The 21,054-nt window shown below is 65.3% G+C and carries 24 protein-coding genes; 17 read left to right on the plus strand and 7 right to left on the minus strand.

Annotated features, from left to right (window positions below; genetic code table 11):
- Positions 1 to 249 precede the first annotated feature (249 nt).
- The 3 genes from XI08_RS16630 (at position 250) to adhP (ending at position 2,368) form a co-directional block, all read left to right on the plus strand.
- Positions 250 to 639, plus strand: a complete 390-nt coding sequence (locus XI08_RS16630; protein ID WP_271575217.1) for a DUF4189 domain-containing protein — start codon at positions 250 to 252, stop codon at positions 637 to 639.
- Between the two features lie 146 nt (positions 640 to 785).
- Positions 786 to 1,196 (plus strand): DUF2000 family protein, encoded by a 411-nt coding sequence (locus XI08_RS16635; protein ID WP_271575218.1) that lies wholly within the window; start codon positions 786 to 788, stop codon positions 1,194 to 1,196.
- A 146-nt stretch (positions 1,197 to 1,342) separates the two neighbouring features.
- The gene (gene adhP, locus XI08_RS16640) at positions 1,343 to 2,368 is read left to right on the plus strand and encodes an alcohol dehydrogenase AdhP (RefSeq protein WP_271575219.1); all 1,026 of its coding nucleotides are present in this window, start codon (positions 1,343 to 1,345) and stop codon (positions 2,366 to 2,368) included.
- Between the two features lie 10 nt (positions 2,369 to 2,378).
- Here adhP and XI08_RS16645 read toward each other — a convergent pair whose 3' ends face one another.
- From XI08_RS16645 to XI08_RS16655, 3 genes are read right to left on the minus strand one after another with little or no spacing between them, the layout of a single operon-like run.
- Positions 2,379 to 2,792 carry a GFA family protein gene (locus XI08_RS16645; RefSeq protein ID WP_271575220.1) on the minus strand — a complete coding sequence of 138 codons (414 nt, stop codon included), beginning with the start codon at positions 2,790 to 2,792 and terminating at the stop codon, positions 2,379 to 2,381.
- A 12-nt stretch (positions 2,793 to 2,804) separates the two neighbouring features.
- Entirely contained in the window at positions 2,805 to 3,269 is a 465-nt protein-coding gene (locus XI08_RS16650; RefSeq protein ID WP_271575221.1) for an SRPBCC family protein, read from the minus strand.
- On the minus strand, positions 3,266 to 3,601 hold the full coding sequence (locus XI08_RS16655; RefSeq protein ID WP_027548708.1) for an ArsR/SmtB family transcription factor: 336 nt from the start codon (positions 3,599 to 3,601) through the stop codon (positions 3,266 to 3,268). The genes XI08_RS16650 and XI08_RS16655 overlap by 4 nt, the downstream gene beginning before the upstream one ends.
- A gap of 108 nt (positions 3,602 to 3,709) precedes the next feature.
- Here XI08_RS16655 and XI08_RS16660 point away from each other — a divergent pair, with 108 nt between their 5' ends.
- The 10 genes from XI08_RS16660 (at position 3,710) to XI08_RS16705 (ending at position 13,262) form a co-directional block, all read left to right on the plus strand.
- A complete protein-coding gene (locus XI08_RS16660; RefSeq protein ID WP_271575222.1) occupies positions 3,710 to 4,390 on the plus strand; it encodes a TetR/AcrR family transcriptional regulator in 681 nt (226 codons plus the stop codon).
- The gene (locus tag XI08_RS16665) at positions 4,387 to 5,304 is read left to right on the plus strand and encodes an HlyD family secretion protein (protein WP_271575223.1); all 918 of its coding nucleotides are present in this window, start codon (positions 4,387 to 4,389) and stop codon (positions 5,302 to 5,304) included. Before XI08_RS16660 ends, XI08_RS16665 begins: the two co-directional genes overlap by 4 nt.
- Entirely contained in the window at positions 5,301 to 6,233 is a 933-nt protein-coding gene (locus XI08_RS16670; RefSeq protein WP_271575224.1) for an ABC transporter ATP-binding protein, read from the plus strand. The genes XI08_RS16665 and XI08_RS16670 overlap by 4 nt, the downstream gene beginning before the upstream one ends.
- The gene (locus tag XI08_RS16675; RefSeq protein WP_271575225.1) at positions 6,230 to 7,393 is read left to right on the plus strand and encodes an ABC transporter permease; all 1,164 of its coding nucleotides are present in this window, start codon (positions 6,230 to 6,232) and stop codon (positions 7,391 to 7,393) included. Before XI08_RS16670 ends, XI08_RS16675 begins: the two co-directional genes overlap by 4 nt.
- A 105-nt stretch (positions 7,394 to 7,498) precedes the next feature.
- Positions 7,499 to 8,806, plus strand: a complete 1,308-nt coding sequence (locus XI08_RS16680) for an adenylate/guanylate cyclase domain-containing protein (RefSeq protein ID WP_271575226.1) — start codon at positions 7,499 to 7,501, stop codon at positions 8,804 to 8,806.
- 145 nt (positions 8,807 to 8,951) lie between these two features.
- Entirely contained in the window at positions 8,952 to 9,155 is a 204-nt protein-coding gene (locus tag XI08_RS16685; protein ID WP_135174215.1) for a hypothetical protein, read from the plus strand.
- Between the two features lie 132 nt (positions 9,156 to 9,287).
- The gene (locus XI08_RS16690) at positions 9,288 to 10,019 is read left to right on the plus strand and encodes a GntR family transcriptional regulator (protein WP_271575227.1); all 732 of its coding nucleotides are present in this window, start codon (positions 9,288 to 9,290) and stop codon (positions 10,017 to 10,019) included.
- Positions 10,020 to 10,068: 49 nt separating this feature from the next.
- A complete protein-coding gene (locus tag XI08_RS16695; protein WP_271575228.1) occupies positions 10,069 to 11,310 on the plus strand; it encodes an MFS transporter in 1,242 nt (413 codons plus the stop codon).
- A gap of 22 nt (positions 11,311 to 11,332) precedes the next feature.
- Entirely contained in the window at positions 11,333 to 12,226 is an 894-nt protein-coding gene (locus XI08_RS16700; RefSeq protein ID WP_271575229.1) for an amidohydrolase family protein, read from the plus strand.
- Positions 12,227 to 12,347: 121 nt separating this feature from the next.
- A complete protein-coding gene (locus XI08_RS16705; RefSeq protein WP_271575230.1) occupies positions 12,348 to 13,262 on the plus strand; it encodes a PhzF family phenazine biosynthesis protein in 915 nt (304 codons plus the stop codon).
- Between the two features lie 124 nt (positions 13,263 to 13,386).
- On the opposite strand, the gene XI08_RS16710 is transcribed toward XI08_RS16705, so the two are convergent.
- Positions 13,387 to 13,848, minus strand: coding sequence for a DUF488 domain-containing protein (locus XI08_RS16710; protein WP_271575231.1), 462 nt, complete (start codon positions 13,846 to 13,848; stop codon positions 13,387 to 13,389).
- Between the two features lie 9 nt (positions 13,849 to 13,857).
- On the minus strand, positions 13,858 to 14,694 hold the full coding sequence (locus tag XI08_RS16715) for a DUF72 domain-containing protein (protein WP_271575232.1): 837 nt from the start codon (positions 14,692 to 14,694) through the stop codon (positions 13,858 to 13,860).
- A 106-nt stretch (positions 14,695 to 14,800) separates the two neighbouring features.
- Here XI08_RS16715 and XI08_RS16720 point away from each other — a divergent pair, with 106 nt between their 5' ends.
- The 4 genes from XI08_RS16720 to XI08_RS16735 all read left to right on the plus strand — a co-directional run bounded on the left by XI08_RS16720 (position 14,801) and on the right by XI08_RS16735 (position 18,356).
- Positions 14,801 to 15,178 carry a hypothetical protein gene (locus XI08_RS16720; protein WP_271575233.1) on the plus strand — a complete coding sequence of 126 codons (378 nt, stop codon included), beginning with the start codon at positions 14,801 to 14,803 and terminating at the stop codon, positions 15,176 to 15,178.
- Positions 15,179 to 15,267: 89 nt separating this feature from the next.
- A complete protein-coding gene (locus XI08_RS16725) occupies positions 15,268 to 15,468 on the plus strand; it encodes a hypothetical protein (RefSeq protein WP_027548722.1) in 201 nt (66 codons plus the stop codon).
- A gap of 245 nt (positions 15,469 to 15,713) precedes the next feature.
- A complete protein-coding gene (locus XI08_RS16730) occupies positions 15,714 to 16,847 on the plus strand; it encodes a glycosyltransferase family 2 protein (protein WP_271575234.1) in 1,134 nt (377 codons plus the stop codon).
- A gap of 6 nt (positions 16,848 to 16,853) precedes the next feature.
- Positions 16,854 to 18,356, plus strand: a complete 1,503-nt coding sequence (locus XI08_RS16735; protein WP_271575235.1) for a glycosyltransferase family 39 protein — start codon at positions 16,854 to 16,856, stop codon at positions 18,354 to 18,356.
- Positions 18,357 to 18,531: 175 nt separating this feature from the next.
- On the opposite strand, the gene XI08_RS16740 is transcribed toward XI08_RS16735, so the two are convergent.
- Together XI08_RS16740 and XI08_RS16745 are read right to left on the minus strand one after the other, a co-directional pair.
- A complete protein-coding gene (locus XI08_RS16740; RefSeq protein WP_271575236.1) occupies positions 18,532 to 20,418 on the minus strand; it encodes a CHASE2 domain-containing protein in 1,887 nt (628 codons plus the stop codon).
- A gap of 56 nt (positions 20,419 to 20,474) precedes the next feature.
- Positions 20,475 to 20,996 carry a FecR domain-containing protein gene (locus tag XI08_RS16745; RefSeq protein ID WP_271575237.1) on the minus strand — a complete coding sequence of 174 codons (522 nt, stop codon included), beginning with the start codon at positions 20,994 to 20,996 and terminating at the stop codon, positions 20,475 to 20,477.
- Positions 20,997 to 21,054: the final 58 nt, after the last annotated feature.

The raw sequence follows: 21,054 nt of genomic DNA on the forward strand, positions 1-21,054 counted from the left end.
TGGAACACTGAAGCTTCGCAACCTCAGCTTCCTCGGTTCAGACCAGATGGACAACCTCCTGAGACACCAAAGTTAGCGCAGCGTAACCCGCCATGCTTCAGCGATAGCGGAACGAAGTTGGTGGATTACGCTTCGCTAATCCACCCTACGGCATCTCCCAAGCCCGCCGATTTCAACCCTCCGTTCACCATCTGGAAACGACCGCAGCTTAGAGTCGCCTCCACCTGCCTTGGGGGGAGGGGTTTTTCCATGGCTTCGAATGTCGTCGCGCGCCGTTGCGCGATGTTTTTCTTTGCGTTGTCTGTTTGTGTCGCGGGCGCTCGCCACATCACGGATGCACATGCCGCCGGCGCGTTTGCGGTCGGCAAGTGCGGCGCCTATGGCCAGGCTTTCGATTACGGCGCCGAGCACGAGGCCCGCGCCGTGGCGCAGAAGCAGTGCAAGGGCGATTGCACGACGGTGACGATGAAGCGCGCCTGCGCTGCGATGTCGGTCGACCTCGCCAACCCCTGCGGTGCGTACGGCTATGCCGTCAAGCCGAAGATCTCCGCCTCGCTCAATGCCGCCACGCGCGAATGCTACAAGTACGGCGGCAAGGAATGCGTGATCCGCGCCTGGGCCTGCGACGCGAAGGGATAATTCTTCGAGCGCTGAATTTCTCTTGCTGTCATTCCGGGGCGATGCGTAGCATCGAACCCGGAATCCATTCGTCCACCGACTCTGTGGCCCGATGGATTCCGGGCTCGCGCCTTCGGCGCGCCCCGGAATGACAGTTCGAGGTATTCATGCAGTTCGACACCAAGATCGCCGTCGTAATCCGCTCCGATCTTCAGGCCTGGCAGAAGCTCAACGTGGCGGCTTTCCTCACCAGCGGCATCGCCGCGGCTTTTTCCGAATGCATCGGTGAGCCCTATGAGGATGCCTCGGGTACGAAATATCACGCGCTGATCGGCCAGCCGATCCTGATCTACGGCGCCGACGGTCCGGCGCTGTCGCGCGCGCTCGACCGTGCGCTCACCCGCAACGTGGTGCCGGCGGTCTATACCGAGGACATGTTCAAGACCACGCATGATGCCGCCAATCGCGAGGTGGTGAAGGCGGTGGCGCGTGCCGATCTCAACCTCGTCGGTATCGCTGTTCGCGCCGAGCGCAAGGTGATCGACAAGATCGTCGACGGCCTCAAGTTCCATAGCTGACACGTCCCCGCGCCTCGCGCCGCATCGTCATCGCGATGTCACGATGGCGCGAGCGTTTGCGCAAACTTTGTGCGGTTTGATTCCAATCAAAGGGGGAGCCTTGCGGCCTCGCTAGTCTGCGCCGCGTAATGCAAGGGAGCAGACCGATGCCGACCATGAAAGCCGCAATCGTCAGACAATTCGGCAAGCCGCTGGTGATCGAGGACGTGCCGGTGCCGCAGCCCGGTCCCGGCGAGGTTCTGGTCAAGGTCAAGGCCTGCGGCGTCTGCCACACCGATCTGCACGCCGCCTCCGGCGACTGGCCGGTGAAGCCGGTTCCGCCCTTCATTCCCGGCCACGAGGTTGCCGGCATCGTCGCCGCGCTCGGATCCGGTGTGAAAAATCTGAAAGTGGGCGATGCCGTCGGCGTCGCCTGGCTGCATGACGCCTGCATGTCCTGCGAATATTGCGAGACCGGCTGGGAGACGTTGTGCGAGCACCAGCACAACACAGGCTACAGCGTGAACGGCGGTTTTGCCGAATATGTCATCGCCTCGGCTGCCTTCGCCGCCAAACTGCCGGCGACGATCGATTTTGCCGGCGTCGCGCCGATCCTGTGCGCCGGCGTCACCACCTACAAGGGCTTGAAGGAGACGGAGGCAAAGCCCGGCGAGTGGGTCGTGATCTCGGGTGTCGGCGGGCTCGGCCATGTCGCGATCCAGTATGCCAAGGCGATGGGGCTCAAGGTCGCCGCCGTCGACATCGCCGAGGACAAGCTCAAGCTCGCCCGCGAGACCGGCGCCGACCTCGCGGTCAACGCGCTCGCGGCCGATGCCGTGGACAAGGTGTTGGCGACAACCGGGGGAGGGGCGCACGGTGTGCTGGTGACGGCGGTCTCGACCGCCGCCTTTGCCCAGGCACTGAAGATGGTGCGGCGGAAGGGCACCGTCAGTCTCGTCGGCCTGCCGCCGGGCGAATTCCCGACGCCGATCTTCGACGTCGTGCTCAAGCGCATCACCGTGCGCGGCTCCATCGTCGGCACCCGCCGCGACCTCGACGAAGCCATCGCGTTCGCCGCGGACGGCAAGGTCAAGGCCGAGGTGACGAAAGTGCCGCTCGCAGAGATCAACGACGTCTTCGACCGGATGAAGGCCGGCAAGATCGACGGCCGCATGGTGCTCGACTTTGGCTAGTGCCGGCGCCTCACGGCGGCGGCATGGTCTCGAACTTCGGCAGGTCCGGATCGAGACGATCCCATTCATGGCCGCGCGCGGCGTAGGTTACCACCTGCGGCTTGTAGCGGGCGGGCTCGTCGAGGCTTGCGGCGCGGATGGTGAAGATGTCGGGCATGGCGGCAAAGGTCAGGTAAACAGGCACGCCGCACTGGGGGCAGAAGCCGCGCGTCTTCACATTGCCGCTGTCGCCGACCATGTCCCAATGCTTCGCCTCGCCGCTGAGCGTGACGCCGGCGCGCGCGAAGGTCGCGTAGGAGCCGTGGCCGCTGCCGCTTTCCCGCTGGCAGTCCCGGCACTGGCAATGATTGCTGAACAGGGGCTCACCGAGAATCGAATAGCGGATCGCGCCGCAGGCGCAGCCGCCGGTATAGGGCTTGTCCATCGTGATGACTCCTTACTTGTCTTCGCCGCTGATTTCGTCGAGCTGTCGGACGACCTTCTTCCAGCCGCCGCTCATGATCGTGTAGGCACTGTCGTTCCTGGGCAGCACGAAGCCCGCATGAATCAGCTGGATCCGCGTGCCGGCCTCGACCGGGGTGAGGGACCAGGTCACGACGGTGTCGAGCGGTGCGCCATAGCCGGTGTTGCGCTCGTCGCCGCCCTTCCAGGCGTAGACGAGGCGCCTGTTGGCCACGACCTCCAGAACGCGGCAATGAATGACGCCGTCCCAGTCGCCACCCGGTTTGGTCTGGAACGTGAAGGCCTTGCCTTCGACGGCCTCGAAGCCGGTCGGCTGCATCAGCCAGCGCGCGATCAGCTGCGCGCTGGTCAGCGCCTTCCAGATCGTCTCGGCCGTGTGAGGGAAGACCTCGTCGATGACGATGTCTTTGGTTTCAACTTTCAACTCGGCAGCACTCACGAATCGATCTCCTTCAAGAGGTCACGCAGGTTCTGGAAGCGCTCGCGCCAGAAGACGCCGTAATGATCCATCCAGGTCACCAGCGGCTCGAGTCCTTGCGGCGCAGCGCGGTAGTAGACGTTGCGGCCCTCCGCGCGCTCGGCAACGAGGCCGGCCTGCTTCAGCGACTTCAGGTGCTGCGAGATCGCACCCTGCGTCACGCCACTGCCGCGCGTCAGCTCGGCGACGCTGATCTCCTTGCTCTCGAAGACGCGCTCGAACACGGCGCGGCGGGTCGGATCGGCGAGGGCGCGCATCACGGTGGTGACGGGGTTTGGGGCGGCTTCGATCATGCCGATAAATTAGCGAAGGCTAATGCATTAGTCAATGCTAATTTAATTTGGTCGTCCCGGTCCGACTCTTCGATTGACTATGACTGACTAGTCAGTCATGAATTATGAATGACAAAGAAGCCCTCCAAAGCCGCCTCGGCATCTGTGGTTCATGCCGGGAGCCACATGCCCGAAGCCGCGCCCGCCTCGAACCGTGCCATACGCGCGGCGGAGCGGCGTGCGGCGATCGTGGAGGCGGCGATGGAGGAGTTCATCGCGCGTGGCTTTGCCGCGACGCGGCTCGACGACATTGCGAAGCGGGCCGGAGTCGCGAAGGGCACGATCTACCTGCACTTCAAGGACAAGGAATCGATGTTCGAGGAGCTGGTGCGCGTCGTGATCGTGCCTGTGGTGGCGCGGCTGACGACGTTGCCGCCGCCGGTGGGCTCGGTGCGCGACCTCATCGAAGCCTTCGCCGGCAACTTCCTCAAGGAGGTGATCGGCACCAGGCGCGGCGATCTCGTGCGCCTGATCGTGGCGGAGGGGCCGCGCTTTCCCTCCGTCGCCGACTTCTACTATCGCGAGGTGGTCTCGCGCGGGGTCGCCGCCATGCGCGCGCTGATCGAACTCGGCATCGCCCGCGGCGAGATCCGCGAGAAGGACCTTGCGCGCTATCCGCAGATCCTGATTGCGCCTGCGATGATCGCGGTGATCTGGCAGAGCCTGTTTGAGCGTCACGCGCCGCTCGACGCGCGGGACATGCTTCGCGTCCATCTCGATTTGATTTTTGGCGAACGGAGGACGACATGAGGTCGTCGCGAACCATCTCTCACCTCATCCCGTGGAGCGCGGAACGCGCGTCTCGAAGGATGCAGGCCCCACTGTGGCTCCTCGCGCTTCGAGACGCCGCTTCGCGGCTCCTCAGGGTGAGGGGTCGACAGGGGTATCTGCCGCGCCTCTGTTCGATCGCGGTTCTGGTGCTCGCAACCGCTCTGGCGGCTTGCAACGAGAAGCGCGATCCCGGCTTCCAGGGTTGGGTCGAGGCCGACATGATCTTCGTCAGCCCGGATGAAGCGGGCCGGGTGACGAAGCTGAGCGTCCGCGAGGGCGACGAGGTCAAGGTCGGCGACGCCCTCTATTCCATCGATGACGATCTCCAGCTTGCCGATCTCAACCAGAACAAGGCGACGCTGGCGAACGCGCAGCAGACCTATGACCGTGCGGCCTCGCTGAACAAGACCGGTTCGGGCACCCAGGCCAATCTCGATTCCGCCGTGTCCGCCTTGCGCGTGGCGGAAGCGCGGGTTGCGACGTCGGAGACGCGGATGGCGCGGCGCAGGGGCTTTGCGCCGGTCGCCGGCACCATCCAGCAGATCTATTTCCGCGAGGGCGAGATGGTGGCGGCGCAGCGGCCGGTGCTCTCGATCATGCCGCCCGGCAACATGAAGCTGCGCTTCTTCGTGCCGGAGACCGAGCTGCCCAAGCTTGCGATCGGCGACACGGTCCGGATCGGCTGCGACAATTGCGCCGCCGATCTGACCGCCAAGATCTATTTCATCGCGACCTCGGCCGAATACACCCCGCCGGTGATCTACAGCCTCGATGAGCGCAACAAGCTCGTTTACCTGATCCAGGCGCGGCCCTCGCGCCCCGATGCCTTGCGCGTCGGGCAGCCGATCGACGTTTATCTCAATCCAAAAACTCCGATGGCGGACAAGCGATGAACGGCGGCAACGGCATCGCAATCGACGTCAAGGGCCTGACGAAGTCGTTCGGCGGCCGCGAGGTCGTGCACGATCTGTCGATGCAGGTGAAGCGCGGCTCGATCTACGGCTTCCTCGGTCCCAACGGCTCGGGCAAGACCACCACCATCCGCATCCTCTGCGGCCTGCTGACGCCCGACAGCGGCGAGGGCACCTGCCTCGGCTACGACATCCGGCGCGATGCCGAGAAGATCAAGCGCCAGGTCGGTTACATGACCCAGCGCTTCAGCCTCTACCAGGACCTGTCGGTGCGCGAGAACCTCGAATTCGTCGCGCGGCTCTATGGCCTCGCCGATGCACGCGGCGCGGCGCGTGACATGGTCAAGCGGCTCGGGCTCTCGGGGCGCGAGGAGCAGCTTGCCGGCGAGCTCTCCGGCGGCTGGAAGCAGCGGCTGGCGCTCGGGGCCTGCACGCTGCCCAGTCCGAAGCTGCTGCTGCTCGACGAGCCGACGGCGGGTGTCGATCCCAAGGCACGGCGCGATTTCTGGAACGAGATCCATGCGCTCGCCGCCGACGGCCTCACCGTCCTGGTCTCGACCCACTACATGGACGAAGCCGAACGCTGTCACGAGATCGCCTACATCGCCTACGGCCATCTGCTCGCGCACGGCACGGTGGAGGAGGTGATCGCGAAATCCGCGCTCTCGACCTACACTGTGACCGGCGAGGACCTCAACGAGCTCGCGGCTGCGCTCACCGGCAAGCCCGGTGTGGACATGGTGGCGCCGTTCGGCACCTCGCTGCACGTCTCGGGGCGCGACGTTGCCGCGCTCGAAGCCAGCATCGCACCGTGGCATGAGAAGAGCGGCCTGCACTGGCAGAAGTCGAATCCCTCGCTGGAAGACGTGTTCATCGAACTGATGGGCCGGTCCAAGGACAATTTCCAATGAGCGTCGTCGATCATCTGGCTCCCGCACGCGAAATCCGCGAGCGCTTCGGCTTCCTGCGGCGCTCCTATGCGATGCTGATCAAGGAGTTCATCCAGCTCAAGCGCGACCGCGTCTCGTTCGCGATGATCGTGATGCTGCCGGTGATGCAGCTCATGCTGTTCGGCTATGCCATCAACACCACGCCGCACAATTTGCCCAGCGCCGTGCTGCTCCAGGAGGACTCCGATCTCGCCCGCTCGATCCTGAAGGCGCTGGAGAACACCGCCTATTTCCGCTTCCTCTACGAGGTGCACGACGTCGAGGACTTCGACAATCTGCTGAAATCGGGCAAGGTCCTGTTCGGCGTCGAGATCCCGCGCGGCTTCGAGCGGGCGGTGCGGCGCGGCGACAGGCCGGCGCTGCTGGTCGCGGCCGATGCCACCGATCCCGTTGCGGCGAGCTCGGCGATCGGCTCGCTCGGCATGGTCGTGCAGACCGCGCTCAAGCATGATCTCTATATCGGCGATCCCCCGGAGATGCCGTTCGAGATCCGCGCGCATGCGCGCTACAATCCGGCCGCAGCGTCAAGCCTCAACATCGTGCCGGGTCTCGTCGGCACCATCCTCACCATGACCATGCTGATCTTCACCGCGCTCTCGGTCACGCGCGAGGTCGAGCGCGGCACCATGGAGAGCCTGCTGTCGATGCCGATCAAGCCGGTCGAGGTGATGTTCGGCAAGATCATCCCATACGTGCTGGTCGGCTTCGTCCAGGCCTTCCTGATCATCAGCATCGGCGTCGGCCTGTTCGGCGTGCCCGTGTTCGGCAATCTGTTCCTGCTGGCGCTGCTGTCGACGCTTTTCATCACCACCAACCTGTCGATCGGCTACACGATCTCGACCTTGGTGCAGAACCAGCTCCAGGCGATGCAGATGTCGATGATGTTCTTCCTGCCGAGCATTCTGCTCTCCGGCTTCATGTTCCCGTTCGCGGGCATGCCGGCCTGGGCGCAATATGTCGGCGAGGGCCTGCCGCTGACCCATTATCTGCGCATCGTCCGCGCCATCATGCTGAAGGGCGCGACCATGGAGAATTTGCGCTATGACGCGCTGGCGCTGGCGGTCCTGATGCTGATCGCCATGACCATCGCCGTGACGCGCTTCCGCCGTACGCTGGATTGAGGCAAACTGTCCCTTGATGTCATTCCGGGGCGCACGAAGTGCGAACCCGGAATCTCGAGATTCCGGGTTCACGCTGCGCGTGCCCCGGAATGACTGGGGGATGGGATGGTTAGGTTTGCGAGCAGGAAGGCGCGGCAGCACGCCGCCTTGTCGGAGGATTTCGAGCGCGAGCTGACGCGGGAGGTGCTGCGCACCGAGCTGTTGCGGGTGCGGACACTGATCATCACCGGCTGCGTCATGATCTTGTTCCTCACCTCAACCTTCCTGATCGACCCGGCCCTCGTGAACCGGGTCTGGCGCGGGACGGAGGGCCTCGTCCGCGAATACATCCTCTTGGGAGGCTTCATCCTCTTCGAAGTCTGGATCCACAGCCAGATCAGGCGAAACCTCAAGCTCGATCGCGACCTGCCGGTGATCAGGCGCTATATCGGCGCCTTTATCGAAACGTCGCTGCCGACGATCATCCTGATCCTGCAGATCCGCAGCATGGGTGCGAGCCAGGCGCTCGGTTTCGTGCTGCCCCTGGTCTATTTCATCTTCGTCATTCTTTCGACACTGCGGCTCGATTTCTGGCTATCCACCTTCACGGGATTTGTGGCCGCAGCCGAACTCCTGGCCGTCGCGCTGTATTTCAATTCGGCCAGCGACGCAGGCGAACCCCTGATCTACTTCCACGCCGTGCGCAGCACCATCATCCTGATCTGCGGCGTGCTTGCCGGCTCCGTCGGCGCGCGGCTCCGCCGTCAGTTTGCCGCGAGCATCGCGGCCGCCACCGCGCGCGACCGGGTGACGAACCTGTTCGGCCAGCATGTCTCGCCGCAGGTGGTGGAGCGGCTGATGGCGGAGGGGACGAGCGCCGCCCGCGACCTCCGCCGCGTCGCCGTGATGTTCGTCGATTTCCGCGGATTCACCGCCGGGGCGCAGTCGCGCACCCCGCAGGAGGTGGTCGACCGGCTCGACGGCGCCTTTGCCGTGCTCGTCGACATCCTCGATCGCCAAGGCGGCATCGTGAACAAGTTTCTCGGCGACGGCTTCCTCGCGCTGTTCGGCGCGCCGCTGGAGGCCTCCGACGCTGCGCACCGCGCGGTCGCCGCAGGCCGCGAGATGCTGACCGCGATGGACCACATCAACGCGCAGACGAGCTGGCCGCTGCGGATCGGCATCGGCATCCATTTCGGCGAGGTCGTCGCCGGCAATATCGGCTCGCCCCGGCGCAAGGAATATACCGTGATCGGCGATACCGTGAACTTCGCCTCGCGGCTGGAGGCGCTGAACAAGGAATTCGGTTCGCAGCTCCTGATCTCGGCGTCCGTGCGCGAGGCGCTCGGCGATGACGGCAACGATGCCGTCGCGCTCGGCGAAGTCGAGGTGCGCGGCTACGAGCAGAAGGTGGCGGTGTTTCAACTGGGATAGCGCGCGTTCAAATGTGAGTCGCGTTTGGTTGAAGCGCGGTCGCGTTCCGTTGAAGGCGCGTGATGAAATATCTCTGCTAGCTTTCGGGTCTTGCACAGTGGAAGCCGAAACAGCTCGGCTTCCGTTTGTCACCCGGAGAAAGCCAATGACCCGACTGACCCTTGTTGCGGCCGCCCTGATCGCCGCCGCCGTCACCCAAACCCAAGCCGCATCCGCGCGCCACGTCGCCCCACCGCGCGCGACAACCGAGGCGACGGCCGACTACTGCGTCAGGGCTCCGGCGGAGGGCGCGTATGCCACGGCGCCCTACAAGCGGCCGCCGTGCCTGCCCAACACGACGACGTACTGACGACCACGGCAGACGAAGCCGGGCTGGTGAAATCCGCCAGCCCGGCGTCGCGAATGTCCATGGCAGCTCCTGTCGTTGGCGGTATTTTAGTAGCGCTTGACTCGCATCTCATCTAGTCATCTATATGACTATATGAATTTAGCGCCGTTCGACGACCGCCTGCCACGCTACCAGCGCCTGCGCGACGACCTCGCCGCGCGGATCAACCGCAATGAGTGGCGGCCAGGCGAGCCGATCCCGTCGGAGGCCGAGCTCGGCGCGCATTACGGCGTTGCGATCGGCACCGTGCGCAAGGCGATCGACCAGCTCGTCGCAGATGCCGTGCTGGAACGGCAGCAGGGCCGCGGCACCTTCGTGCGCCGCGCGCGCTTCAACTCCTCGCTGTTCCGCTTCTTCCGCTTCCAGTCCGAGAGCGGCGAGCGGCGCGTGCCGAAGAGCCGCATCATCAGGCGCAAAAGCGTGCCGGCGACATCGGCGGTCGCATCCGCACTCCGCATCCCGGTCGGCGAGCCCGTGATCAGCCTGTCGCGCCTGCGCCTGATCGACGATGTCCCACTGCTCGCCGAAGAGATCTGGCTGCAGCAATCGCGCTTCGCGCCGATCCTCGACATCGACACCGCCGAATTCGGCGACCTGCTGTACCCGCTCTACGAGGAGCGCTGCGGCGAGGTCGTGGTCTCCGCCGAGGAAATCCTGACGGTCGAAACCGCCAACGAGATGCAGGCGCGCCTGCTGCGGCTCGAGGCGCATGCGCCTCTGATTGTCATCGAGCGCCTCGCGCTCGACCTCGAACGGCGGCCGATCGAATGGCGCCGCTCGCGCGGGCCGGCCGACCGCTTCCGCTATCACGCCGAGATCAGGTGAAGCGGCCTTTCAACGACACCAAGCAATAACGAGTACAGGGGTAGGAAACATGTCGAACTGGTACAGCGAAAGCTCGCCGCTGGAGCGGCGCACGTTCTGGGCAAGCTTTGGCGGCTGGGCGCTGGATGCGCTCGACGTCCAGATGTTCGGCCTCGCGATCCCCGCGCTGATCGCCGCGTTCGGCATCAGCAAGGCCGACGCGGGCCTGCTCGGCTCGGTCACGCTGTTCTTCGGCGCGTTCGGCGGCTGGCTCGGCGGTGCGCTCGGCGACCGCTTCGGCCGCGTCAAGGCGCTCCAGATCACGGTTCTGACCTTTGCGCTCGCGACCTTCGCCTGCGCATTCGCGATGACCTACACCCAGCTCTTGGTCCTGAAGGCGATCCAGGGCCTCGGCTTCGGCGCCGAATGGGCCTGTGGCGCGGTGCTGATGGCCGAGATCATTCGCCCCGAACATCGCGGCAAGGCGCTCGGCTCGGTGCAGAGCGCCTGGGCCGTTGGCTGGGGCGCAGCCGTGCTGCTCTCGGCGCTGGTCTTCACCTATGTACCGGCCGACATCGCCTGGCGGCTGCTGTTCGCGCTGGGGCTGTTGCCCGCGCTCCTTATCATCTTCATCCGCCGCGGATTGAAGGAGCCGCCGCGGGCCGTAGCCGCCGAGAAGACGCCGTTCTTGGCGACACTCTCGGGCATCTTCCATCGCGACGTGCTGCGCGCGACGCTGATCGGCGGCCTGTTCGGCATTGGGGCGCATGGCGGCTACGCCGCGCTGACGACGTTCCTGCCGACTTACTTGCGCGAAGTGCGGCATCTGTCGGTGCTGGGCTCCAGCGGCTATCTCGCCGTCATCATCGTCGCCTTCTTCTGCGGCTGCGTGGCGAGCGGCATCATCAGCGACCGCATCGGCCGCCGGGTCAATGTCGCGTTCTTCGCCAGCGCCTGCATCATCACCGTGCTGATCTACATCTTCGCGCCGCTGACCAACGGCGAGATGCTGGTGCTCGGCTTTCCGCTCGGCTTCTTCTCCGCCGGCATTCCCGCCAGCATGGCGGCGCTGTTCAGCGAGCTCTATCCGGCCGGCGTGCGCGGCACCGGCGTCGGCTTCTGCTACAATTTCGGCCGCATCGTCTCTGCCGCGTTCCCGTTCCTGGTCGGCTTTCTCAGCGACCACATCGGGCTCGGGCCGGCGATCGGCATCGATGCGGCCTTCGCCTATTCGCTGGTGCTGATCGCGGTGCTGATGCTGCCTGAGACGCGCGGCAAGGTCTTTGAACAGACCGCTGCGACGCGCGCCTGACGCGGGATGGGGAGGAGCAGCCATGACATCGTCCCAGCGCGGCCTGACGCGCCGCCAGTTTGGCGCGGGCCTCGCGTCGCTCGTGACGGTGGCCGCGACCACAGCCAGCAGTGAGGCGGCCTTGCGGACGATCGATACCCACGCCCATGTCTTTCATCGCGGCCTCAAGCTCGCGCCGGGCCGGCGCTACGCGCCGGATTACGACGCGCCGCTGTCGCTCTATCTGGAGCAGCTCGACCGCAACGGCATGACCAATGGCGTGCTGGTGCAGCCGAGCTTTCTCGGTACCGACAACTCTTATCTGGTCGCTTGCCTGAAGGAGGCGCGCGGTCGCCTGCGCGGCATCGCCGTCGTCGACCCCGCTGTCTCCGCGGACGAGCTGCGCACGCTCGACCGCGCCGGAATCGTCGGCATTCGCCTCAACCTCGTCGGTCAGCCTTTGCCCGATCTCGCTGCCGGCGAATGGAAGACGCTGCTCGCAGGGGTGAAATCCATGGGCTGGCAGGTCGAGGTCCAGCGCAACTCCTCCGATCTCGCTGTGCTTGCGCCGCAGTTCCTCGATCACGGTGTCACCGTCGTGCTCGATCACTACGCGTTGCCCGACTCAAAACTTGGCGTCGCCGATCCCGGCTTCCAGTCTGTGCTGAAGCTCGGCACGTCGCGGAACGTCTGGGTCAAGATCTCGGCGCCGTATCGCAACGGGGCTGCGGGCGAGGATTTCGCGAACGCGGCCTATCCGCTGCTGCGCAACGCCTACGGTCTCGATCGCCTGCTGTGGGGCAGCGACTGGCCGCACACGCAGTTCGAGGCGTCGCAGGCTTACGAAAAGAACCGGCGATTTCTCGATACGCTGATCATTGACCAGAGTGAGCGCGCGCAAGTGCTGGCATCGCCGTATCAGCTCTTCCGCTTCTGATACGTCATCTGCGATTGCTCCGATTGCTCCGAATTTTGGGGCATGACGGACGATGTCGCTCGCTTGTAGACTGCCGGCGATGCAGCCGGTTGCGGCTGCGATCTGAGTGAGGAAAGCGAAGATGCAGCGCCGCTACATCACCGTCGACGTGTTCACCGACCGCTCCTTCGGCGGCAACCAGCTCGCCGTGGTGCTCGATGCCGGCGGCTTGTCGACGGCGCAGATGCAGGCGATCGCGACCGAGTTCAACTATTCCGAGACGACCTTCGTGCTGCCGCCGCGCGACAAGGCCAATGACGCCGAGGTGCGCATCTTCACGCCGGTCCGGGAGATGCCCTTCGCGGGGCATCCCAACGTCGGCACCTCCTTCGTGCTCGCGGGCCTTGCGAAGGAGCCGAAGCCGCGCCTCTTGTTCGAGGAAAAGGCGGGCCTTGTTCCGGTCGACATCTTTCGGGAGCAGGGAAGGGTGGTCAGCACCGAGCTCACCGCGCCGCAGCCGCTCTCGCGTCTGGCGGAGCTTTCCGCCGCCGACGTTGCGGCCTGCATCTCCCTGACGGCCGACGACATCAGGACCGATCACCACGCGCCGCAGGTCGTCGGCGTCGGAACTCCGTTCGTGGTGGCGGAAGTGAGTTCGCGCGATGCGCTGAAGCGGGCAAGGCCGGACGCGGCCGCCTTCGGCAGGGTGCTGCCGCGCGACGACGCCCGCTCGGTGTGGTTCTATACCCGCGATGTGCCCGCGTCGGAGGCTCCGAGCGAGCGGCAGGCGCGCATGTTCATGCGCGGCGCCGGCGGTCTCGCCGAGGACCCCGCCACCGGCAGCGCCACGGTTGCCGCGGCCGCGCTGTTTGCCGATCTCGATCCCACACGCGACGGCGAGTTAAAGCTCACGGTCGGCCAGGGCTTTGATATGGGACGGCCAAGCATCCTCCGGACGCGCGTGCGCAAGCAGGACGGCAAGATCGTGTCGGCGCATGTCGGCGGCAGCTGCGTGCAGATGATGGAAGGGACGTTCCGGCTGGCGGGAGAGGGGTAGGTCCATCAACCCGTCATTCCGGGGCGCGACAAAGTCGCGAACCCGGAATCCATTCCTCCACTAGCTCTGCGGCCCGATGGATTCCGGGTTCGCGACTTTGTCGCGCCCCGGAATGACAGCGCAGCTAAACCTGCCGCCCGGCCAAATTCCTCACCGTCACGCCATCCCGCTCCGCAATCACCTCCGCGATCATCTGGCGGTGACAGTGGGTGTGGTCGCGCTCGTAGCAGAGCAGGCACACGGGCCCGGCCTTCTTCACCAGTGCCGACAGCTCGTCCATTTCTTCCCTGGCCTGCGGCGTCTTCAGGTGCCTTGAATAGATCTTTTCCAGCACGTCGTACTGGCCGCTGCGCGCCGCAAGGCGCCCCTCCTTGGGCGTGCCGAGTGCGGCGAGATGGACATAGGCGATGCCGCGTTCGTCCAGTCCTGCGGAAAGCTGCTTCTTGGAAAAGCCCGGCCGGCGCGACGAGGTCACCGCGCGCACGTCGACCACGAGCTTGACGCCGGCCTGCTCCAGCTCGTCCAGCACGGCTTTGGGCGGCGTCTGTTCATAACCGATCGTGAAGAGCTTCTTCGCCTTTGCCATCGACCACCCTCAGCTCACCCGTGCGATCAGTTCCATGGCGCCGGCCGGCGCGCGCACCTTGCCTTCGTGGATGACGTAGGCGAACACGTCGCGCGGTTCTTTCTTCGGCTTGGCCTTGTCGACCTTCGGCAGATCGTCGGGTTCACTTCCCTCGGCCCAGTCCTGAAAGCGCTTGGCCCAGGCATCGAGTTGCTTCGGCGGATAACAGGTCTTGATCTCGTCATTGCCCTTCTGGAGCCTGGCATAGACGAAATCGCCGGCGACGTCGGCGATCGCCGGATATTTGCCGTGCTCCGCAAACACGACCGGCGTCTCGAACTCGCGGATCAGCGCAACGAAATCCGGCGCACAGAAACTGTCGTGGCGGACCTCGACGACATGGCGCAGCGCGCGTCCGTCGAGCTTGCGCGGCAGCAGCTCGAGGAACTTGCCGAAATCGGCACCGTCGAATTTCTTGGTCGGCGCGAACTGCCACAGCACCGGCCCGAGATGGTCGCCGAGTTCCAGCACGCCGGAATCATAGAAGCGCTTGATGGAATCGCCGGCTTCCGCGAGCACGCGGCGGTTGGTGGCAAAGCGCGGCCCCTTCACCGAGAAGACAAAACCCTCGGGCACTTCGCTGGCCCATTTGCGAAAGCTCTCCGGCTTTTGCGAGCCGTAATAGGTGCCGTTGATCTCGATCGAGGTCAGCTTCGAGGCCGCATAGGACAGCTCCTTCGCCTGCGTCAGCTTCTCCGGATAGAACACGCCACGCCAGGGCTCGAAGGTCCAGCCGCCGACGCCGATGAAGATATTGCCGGATTTCTTGGACACGGTTTTTGCTTTGGCCACGGAAGGATCTCGCATCGACGTGGAGGGGAGGCCGGCATCCTAGTCAAACGAGTTGTGATTGGCCAGTTGCCGCGGCCCGTCTAAGCTTCGAACCAGATCATCTGCGAAGAAGGAGAACAAGATGCGGATGCTGATGCTGGGAGCGGCGCTCGTGATGACATCTGCTGCCATGACATATTCTGCCATGGCGGATGACGACGATGCCAGGGGCGCGCAGAAGCTCGCCATGCAGGGGCGCGACGATTACTGGCATTGCCTGGCGCGGGAATATTCGCGCGACAGCAATCAGGGCCTGTCGGAACAGGATTTTGGCCGCTCGGTTGCGGGCGCCTGTCCGTCGGAGCGGCAATATTACCGGGTGGCATTGCTCGACTATCTCTCCACGCAATACCCGAGCATCGATTCCGGCGCCCATCTCGCGACCGCGAACAGGGCGGTGGAGTCGGCGCAGAAGGACATCGTGACGGCCTTCGTCAAGCGCAGGCCGCCGCAGAAATGATTCGAAAGGCCGTTGCGGTCCCGTGGCTCTTCCGGCTGCGCGCTCATCCGTGGTATCAATGATCGCATCTGGAACAGGAATGGGCTTCCATGTCGTCTGAGTCGGTGGGTGGCATTTTGGGCGCGATCGTCGCGGCGGTCGTGCTTGCGGCCGCCGTCGTCCTCGGGCCGATCGGCCAGTACGGCAAGCCGCCCAAGCCCGCCAAGGTCGATCCGGCCTCGGCCGCCGCGCCGGCAGCCCCTGCCGCACCCGCGCCGCGCGGCCCGGTGATCAAGGAAGTCCCGAACTAGTCGTCGGCCCGAAAGAGGGTGCTTTTGCCCCTTGAAAAGCGGTCTTGCAGTCCCCATCTAGCCTTTAACGGCGACGTTGAGAGAAAAACTCCGTTGCTGGAACGACCTTGGAATAGCTCAGGCTGCGCCGGATGTACGCGCGGTCCGCCGTTCCGGGGTCGTTGGCATTTTGGGACCCTTTTTGGCCCTTCCCCTTGGAAACCCCGGCTTGGCAGCGCAGGACGCGGCGGATATACGCTGCCGTCATGAATGAAGCGATCAGACCGGGCTCCGACAACCGGCCCCAGGCTCAAGAGGGGCCGGAACTGTCGGTCATCGTCCCGACCTTCAACGAGCGCGACAACGTCACGGTGCTCTACCGGCGCCTGGAGGCGACGCTCCCCAACGTCGCCTGGGAGGTCGTGTTCGTTGACGACAATTCACCCGACGGCACCTGGGACGTCGTACGCGCGCTGGCGCAGCGCGACAGCCGCGTGCGCTGTGTCCGCCGCATCGGCCGCCGCGGCCTGTCCGGCGCCTGCATCGAGGGCATCCTGGCCTCAAGCGCGCCCTTTGTCGCCGTGATCGACGCCGACCTTCAGCACGACGAGACGCAGCTGCCGAAGATGCTGCTGCTGCTCGCCAGCGACCAGGCCGATCTGGTGGTCGGCAGCCGCTATATCGAAGGCTACAAGAGCGAAGGCTTCAACAAGCAGCGCGCCGGCGCCAGCGCGCTGGCGACCGAGGTCGCCCGGAAGATGCTGCGGGTCGAGATCGCCGATCCCATGAGCGGCTTCTTCATGGTCCGCCGCGATCGTTTCGAGGAATTGGCGCCGAAACTTTCGGTGCATGGCTTCAAGATCCTGCTCGACCTCGTCGCCACCGCCCACGGCAGTTTGCGGGCGGTCGAGATTCCCTACACTTTCGGCGCCCGCCAGCACGGCGAGAGCAAGCTGGATTCCATGGTCGCGCTCGACTTCCTTGGCCTGGTGCTGGCCAAGCTGAGCAACGACACCGTTTCGCTGCGCTTCATCCTGTTCGCGATGGTCGGCGGCATCGGTCTCGTGGTGCACTTGACCACGCTGTTCATCGCCCTTCGGGTCTTCAAGGCGCCGTTCGCGGAAGCGCAGGCCGCAGGCGCTATCGTCGCCATGACCAGCAATTTCATCCTCAACAACTTCCTCACCTATCGAGATCAGCGGCTGAAGGGCTTCGCGCTGCTGCGCGGCCTGATCGCGTTCTACATCGTGTGCAGCGTCGGCCTGCTCGCCAATGTCGGCGTCGCCTTCTCGGTCTACGACCAGGAGCCGATCTGGTGGCTGGCCGGCATGGCCGGCGCGCTGATGGGCGTGGTGTGGAACTACGCGATGTCCGGACTGTTCGTCTGGCGCAAGAAATAGCTCACGATGGGTGGAGCTGACGCGCGGGTCGTCCGCAATACCGCGCTGGTGATCCTTGCGCTGGTGGCCCTGCGGCTCGTCGCGGCCGCCTTCACGCCGATCACCTTCGACGAAGCCTATTACTGGATGTGGTCGAAGAATCTGGCGGGCGGCTATTACGACCACCCGCCGATGGTTGCCTACGTCATTCGCGCCGGCACGATGATCGCCGGCGACACCGAGCTCGGCGTCCGCCTCGTCTCGATCCTGCTCGCGCTGCCGATGAGCTATGCGATCTATCGCTCGGCCGCGATCCTGTTCGGCGGCGCCCGCCTCGCGGCCAACAGTGCCATCCTGCTCAACGTGACGCTGCTGGCCGCGGTCGGCACGCTGATCGTCACGCCCGATGCGCCGCTGCTGGTCGCCTCGAGCTTCGTGCTGTTCTTTCTCGCAAAAGTGCTCGAGACCGGCCGCGGCGTCTGGTGGCTCGCGGTCGGTGCAGCCGTCGGTGCGGCGCTGCTGTCGAAATACACCGCGATGTTCTTCGGGCCGGCGATCCTGATCTGGCTCGCGGCCGTGCCGAAACTCAGGCGCTGGTTCCTCTCACCCTGGCCCTATCTCGGTGGCCTCGTTGCCCTTGCGCTGTTCTCGCCGGTGATCCTCTGGAATGCGGATCATCAATGGGTCTCGTTCGCAAAGCAGCTCGGGCGCGCCAGGATCGAGGATTTCCGCCCCGTCTTCATCGCCGAGCTGATCCCGACCCAGATCGCGTTCGCAACGCCGCTGGTCTTCATTCTCGGCGCGATGGGGCTGCACGCGCTGACCTGGCGCCGGGCCGGCGCGCTGGCCTCGCGCGTGCTGATCGAGTCGCTGTTCTGGACCATCGTCGCCTATTTCGCCTGGCATTCGCTGCATGCCCGCGTCGAGGCCAACTGGTTCGCGCCGGTCTATCCGCCCTTCGTGGTTGCGGCTGCGGCCGCCGCCAACCTCGTGCAGTGGAAACCGCGTGCTCGCCGCCTGGTCGACTTTTGTCTGCGCTGGGCTGCGCCTGCCGGCATCGTGATGTTCGCAGCCCTCATTGTGCAGGCCAACACCGGCTGGCTGTCCGGCTATCGCCGCGATGCGACCGTGCGCAGTGTCGGCGTCGGCTGGCGCGAGCTCGCCGCGGAGATCGAAGCCGTGCGCGCCCGCACCGGCGCGACGTGCGTGCTCGCGCCGGATTACGGCACCACGGGCTGGCTCGCCTTCTATCTGCCGCGCGGCACCTGCGTGGTGCAGCAGAACCAGCGCATCCGCTGGGTCAACATGCCCGAGCCCGATCCAAAGCTGCTTGCCGGCAAGCTGATCTATGTCGATGAGCTGCGTAGTGGCGGCCATCCCGCCGTCAACGATCTGTTTGCGCAGGTGACGCAGGTTGCGCAATTGCAGCGCAAGCGCGGGCCGCTCGTGGTCGAGACCTACGGCATCGATCTGCTCGAAGGCGCCAAGGGCGACGTGCTGGACCGCTCGCCGCCACCGGAAGCGCGGTAATCACCGTCGTCCCGGCGAACGCCGGGACCCATACCGCGTGATCTATCGATGAGCGCAGGCGCTGTACCGCGTGAAGACCTGTTCACTGCCAGTCTTCGCCAAACCTCTCCCTGGGGGTATGGGTCCCCGCTTTCGCGGGGACGACGGCGGAGTGTTTGGTGGGGCGGCCAGGGCCTCAATCGATCATCTCGGCCTTGGTCGCGGCCTGGCTAGGCCCGTTTCGGTCGCGCCAGAACCAGACGGTCACGACGCCGGAGCGGCCGCGGACCTGCGTGAGCAGGGGGCCTGTCAGGACGCCGTCGGGCGCGCCATGGAAGTCGGCGGCATCCAGCAGCGTATCGGTCAACGCGAGCCGCGCATCGTTCTGGGCGGCGACCTCCATCAGCCGGCTTGCGACGTTGACGGTGTCGCCGGTCGCCGTGATGTGCTGGTGGCTTTCGCCGAGACGGGAGGCGACGATCGGGCCGAAATGCGCGCCGATCTTGAAACCGACCTGGCCCCCGATTGCTGGGGGCAGTGAGGCGATCCAGCGCTCGACGCCGCGATGCAGGTCGATCGAACATTTCAGCGCGCGCGCCGCGTCATCCGGCATTGCGTGTGGCAGTCCGAACAGGATCATGGCGCCGTCGCCGAGAAAGCCGGTGACCATGCCGCCGCAATCGACTGCCGCCTTGTCGATCAACGCGTGAAACGCCTTCAGGAGATTCGTGAGCGCGTCCGGATCGGTCCGCTCGCTCAGCGCCGTGAAGCCGGAGAGATCGATGAAGACCACGGCGGCATCCTGCCGGACAGGCTTCGACAGGAAGTTCGGGTCGCGCGCCAGCCACTCCTGCACGGCGGGTGCCTGGAATAGCGCGAGCGATCTGCTCTTGGCGGCGAAATACTGCGTGCGGCGGCCTCCCGCCCACAGCTGGACGCCGGCAAAGATCGCAACAGGCGGAACCGCGGCTGCGAGCGTGGTCGCGCCATTGAGCCAGATGCCATGGGTGAACGCGAACAGATTGAGCCCGGCCCAGGCGATCATCACTGCAGCCGCCGCGACGACGCCGAACGCGCTCCGCCGCCAGGATAGCAGGCCCACCAGCAGCATCGGCAGCAGGATGGCGGCGAGCGCGTCGGCGATGTGCACCTTGCGGTCGCGCACGATGCCGTCGCCGGCGATGAGATGGGTGATCGCGGTGGAGATCACCTCGACGCCGGGCATGAGGGAATCGAACGGCGTCGGATAGAAATCACCGCCGCCGGCGACCGAGGCGCCGATCACGACGATCCGGTTCTCGATGGCGGCGCGACTGAGCGTGCCGTCGAAGATGCTCTGCGCGCTGACGGTGCGGATGGTGCGGCGCGGACCGTAATAGGTGATCGGCAGCGCGAAGTCGGTGTCGGTCGGCACCGCGCGATCGCCCAGCATGAGGTGATCCGGCGCGATCGTCAGCGGCTTGTCGAGCGCGCGGGTCGCGACGCGCAAGGGGAATGACAGCTCGACCTTGTCGTGCGTCCGGAACAGCATCGGTACCGAGAGCGGCGAGCCGGATTGTCCCGTCGCGACGTTGACGACGCCGACCTCGGCGTGAGCGGCAAATGCGGGCAAGGGCAGCAGGAAGCGCTCGGCTTGCGGCAGGACGGCGAGGGGACCCTCGCTGCTGGGCGCCACGGTCTCGCTGGCAGTCGGGAAGATCGCCGCGGCGGCGAGGACCATGGGACCGGTGGCGAGCGTGTTGGCCAGCGTGGCATCGCCGATCGCGGCGCTGCGGTCGACCAGCAAGAGGTCGATCGCGACGACCTTCGGCTTGAACTGCACAATGGTGTCGACGACACGGGCGAGATCGGCGCGCGGCAGGGGATAGCTGCCGCCGCGTTTGACGACGGTGTCGTCGATCGCGACGATGGTGACGAGATCGGGCGGAACCTGCACGCCGCGGATCTGCGTCCGCAGGTCGGTCAGCGTTGCTTCGAGGTGGTCGAGAAAGCGCAGATGGCCGTTGGCGTGAGCGGCATAGATGCCTGCACCCCACAGCGCGGTGAGGACGAGTGCCACCAGGATCTGAACGCGTCTAGTCATTACGTGCTGCAATCTTCTTTACGTACTGCAATCTTCTTCGTTTTGTCGTCCGGGCCTTATTGACCCAGTCTTGCCATCAGCGCGTCGACGCGCGGCTGGCCCCATGTCTTGACGGTCAATGGACCGGTTGCCTCGACATCGACGCCTTCGCCAGGACCTAGAACGACGCCGCGTCCGCGGCTCCTGCGGCTCACGCCGACACGACCGTCGGCGACGAAGACCGAGGTTTTTGCATCGGCGACGTCGACGGCCCATTTGGTGCCGCGCACGGCGGCGATCGCCTGCGGCGTCAGCACCTTGAAGGGATTGCCCCCGGGCTTTTTGGGCACCTCGACCAGCAGCGCTTTGCTGCTCAACTCCACGGAGTCTATATGTCCGTCGCGGTTGGCGTCCTTAAGTTCAAATCTGGCGCCGTTTTCCGCAACGATGGTGATGCCGTTGTCGCAGCGCCAGGTCTGCGTGCCGGCGGCGGAGAGCGACGCCGTGCAGCCCGCATTGGCAGGCTGAGCGGCCACGTATCCCGTCAACAACGACGACCACGCCAGAGCCAAAAACCCGGCACGTGCGATCCCTATCATGCCAGCCTCCGTTTGCGTGGCACAGTTCAAGGCGATGTTGATACGGTACCGTATCACG

It is taken from the genome of Bradyrhizobium sp. CCBAU 11361 (assembly GCF_028128935.1).
GTDB classification, from domain to species: Bacteria; Pseudomonadota; Alphaproteobacteria; order Rhizobiales; family Xanthobacteraceae; genus Bradyrhizobium; species Bradyrhizobium niftali.

What these genes read in the sequence shown, in the direction of transcription:
- XI08_RS16690 (WP_271575227.1), top strand. Translation starts at nt 9,288, where the DNA reads ATGAATTTAGCGCCGTTCGACGACCGCCTGCCACGCTACCAGCGCCTG.
- XI08_RS16710 (WP_271575231.1), bottom strand. Translation starts at nt 13,848, where the DNA reads ATGGCAAAGGCGAAGAAGCTCTTCACGATCGGTTATGAACAGACGCCG.
- XI08_RS16680 (WP_271575226.1), top strand. Translation starts at nt 7,499, where the DNA reads ATGGTTAGGTTTGCGAGCAGGAAGGCGCGGCAGCACGCCGCCTTGTCG.
- XI08_RS16635 (WP_271575218.1), top strand. Translation starts at nt 786, where the DNA reads ATGCAGTTCGACACCAAGATCGCCGTCGTAATCCGCTCCGATCTTCAG.
- XI08_RS16630 (WP_271575217.1), top strand. Translation starts at nt 250, where the DNA reads ATGGCTTCGAATGTCGTCGCGCGCCGTTGCGCGATGTTTTTCTTTGCG.
- XI08_RS16700 (WP_271575229.1), top strand. Translation starts at nt 11,333, where the DNA reads ATGACATCGTCCCAGCGCGGCCTGACGCGCCGCCAGTTTGGCGCGGGC.
- XI08_RS16675 (WP_271575225.1), top strand. Translation starts at nt 6,230, where the DNA reads ATGAGCGTCGTCGATCATCTGGCTCCCGCACGCGAAATCCGCGAGCGC.
- XI08_RS16740 (WP_271575236.1), bottom strand. Translation starts at nt 20,418, where the DNA reads ATGACTAGACGCGTTCAGATCCTGGTGGCACTCGTCCTCACCGCGCTG.
- XI08_RS16705 (WP_271575230.1), top strand. Translation starts at nt 12,348, where the DNA reads ATGCAGCGCCGCTACATCACCGTCGACGTGTTCACCGACCGCTCCTTC.
- XI08_RS16655 (WP_027548708.1), bottom strand. Translation starts at nt 3,601, where the DNA reads ATGATCGAAGCCGCCCCAAACCCCGTCACCACCGTGATGCGCGCCCTC.
- XI08_RS16695 (WP_271575228.1), top strand. Translation starts at nt 10,069, where the DNA reads ATGTCGAACTGGTACAGCGAAAGCTCGCCGCTGGAGCGGCGCACGTTC.
- XI08_RS16745 (WP_271575237.1), bottom strand. Translation starts at nt 20,996, where the DNA reads ATGATAGGGATCGCACGTGCCGGGTTTTTGGCTCTGGCGTGGTCGTCG.
- XI08_RS16720 (WP_271575233.1), top strand. Translation starts at nt 14,801, where the DNA reads ATGCGGATGCTGATGCTGGGAGCGGCGCTCGTGATGACATCTGCTGCC.
- XI08_RS16685 (WP_135174215.1), top strand. Translation starts at nt 8,952, where the DNA reads ATGACCCGACTGACCCTTGTTGCGGCCGCCCTGATCGCCGCCGCCGTC.
- XI08_RS16725 (WP_027548722.1), top strand. Translation starts at nt 15,268, where the DNA reads ATGTCGTCTGAGTCGGTGGGTGGCATTTTGGGCGCGATCGTCGCGGCG.
- XI08_RS16665 (WP_271575223.1), top strand. Translation starts at nt 4,387, where the DNA reads ATGAGGTCGTCGCGAACCATCTCTCACCTCATCCCGTGGAGCGCGGAA.
- XI08_RS16670 (WP_271575224.1), top strand. Translation starts at nt 5,301, where the DNA reads ATGAACGGCGGCAACGGCATCGCAATCGACGTCAAGGGCCTGACGAAG.
- XI08_RS16645 (WP_271575220.1), bottom strand. Translation starts at nt 2,792, where the DNA reads ATGGACAAGCCCTATACCGGCGGCTGCGCCTGCGGCGCGATCCGCTAT.
- XI08_RS16735 (WP_271575235.1), top strand. Translation starts at nt 16,854, where the DNA reads ATGGGTGGAGCTGACGCGCGGGTCGTCCGCAATACCGCGCTGGTGATC.
- XI08_RS16730 (WP_271575234.1), top strand. Translation starts at nt 15,714, where the DNA reads ATGAATGAAGCGATCAGACCGGGCTCCGACAACCGGCCCCAGGCTCAA.
- XI08_RS16715 (WP_271575232.1), bottom strand. Translation starts at nt 14,694, where the DNA reads ATGCGAGATCCTTCCGTGGCCAAAGCAAAAACCGTGTCCAAGAAATCC.
- adhP (WP_271575219.1), top strand. Translation starts at nt 1,343, where the DNA reads ATGCCGACCATGAAAGCCGCAATCGTCAGACAATTCGGCAAGCCGCTG.
- XI08_RS16660 (WP_271575222.1), top strand. Translation starts at nt 3,710, where the DNA reads ATGACAAAGAAGCCCTCCAAAGCCGCCTCGGCATCTGTGGTTCATGCC.